The organism is Desulfovibrio porci, from assembly GCF_009696265.1.
GTDB classification, from domain to species: Bacteria; Desulfobacterota; Desulfovibrionia; order Desulfovibrionales; family Desulfovibrionaceae; genus Desulfovibrio; species Desulfovibrio porci.
In genome coordinates this window covers 1-1024 of record NZ_VUMH01000039.1, presented here as the reverse complement: position 1 = coordinate 1024, position 1024 = coordinate 1, and the positions used below count along the sequence as shown (strand labels likewise).

The 1024-nt window shown below is 54.5% G+C and carries 1 protein-coding gene; it reads left to right on the top strand.

Going from position 1 to position 1024, the window contains the following annotated elements:
• Positions 1 to 85 precede the first annotated feature (85 nt).
• The gene (locus tag FYJ44_RS14395) at positions 86 to 1003 is read left to right on the top strand and encodes an IS481 family transposase (RefSeq protein ID WP_128718345.1); all 918 of its coding nucleotides are present in this window, start codon (positions 86 to 88) and stop codon (positions 1001 to 1003) included.
• Positions 1004 to 1024 lie beyond the last annotated feature (21 nt).

Sequence of the window (1024 nt, the reverse complement as noted above, 5' to 3'; positions counted from 1 at the left end):
TGTAATGTTCCAATAGGTTGTTCACCCTGCCTCAAGCCGGTAAAGCTGGAGTTGACAGACAACAGTAAACCGAGCCGAGGACAGGGTGAACAGCCATAAGAATGCCAAATTGACTGCACGCGGTCGAGAGGAAATGATCCGGCGGATGAGCGAAAAGCCCGCAGCCGCAGTTGCGGCGGGTTTTGGTGTAAGCCTGCGTACCGCCAGAAAGTGGATGAGCCGCTACAGGCAGGGAGGCTTTGAGAATCTTGCGGACAGAAGTTCTCGCCCGAAGCGATGCCGGGGCACACTGACGGAACAAGATTTTGGTTCCATTTTGGCTTTGCGCAAAGAGCGCCTGACTGGTGATGAAATTGCGTTACGTCTTGGCCTTTGCCGCAGCAGCGTGTTCCGGGCCTTGCGTAAACTCGGCTGCTCCCGGATTTCATCTTTGGAGGAAAAAGCGCCCATCCAGCGTTACCAGTGGGAAAAGCCCGGGCAAATGCTGCATCTGGATATCAAGCGACTGGGCAAGATTGACGGCGTTGGCCACAAGAAAGCAGGAACACGGCAAGTCCGTCGCCGCCACCCAGGCTGGGAATACTTACACGTCTGCGTGGATGATGCGTCCAGGGCAGCGTATACAGCGGTGCTCCCGGATGAGACCGCGGAATCAGCGATAGAGTTTTTATGGTTTGCGGTAGCTTGGTATAGCGCCCACGGCATAAAAGTGGAACGAGTACTGACGGATAATGGAGCGTGTTATAAATCCCAAAAATTCCGGGATGCGTGCCGGGAGTTTGGCATAAAGTATAAACGGACCCGACCTTACCGGCCTCAAACCAATGGCAAGGCGGAACGCTTTATCAGGACGGCCTTGAAAGAGTGGGCATACGCACACACGTATACCCACTCAGAGAAAAGAACAGCGAACTTGCCGGTCTGGACGCATCGCTACAACTTTGTGCGTCCGCATACGGCTCTTGGCAGAAAACCTCCAGCCTCAAGGCTGAGCGGAGGGTGAACAACGTGTTGACACTCTACA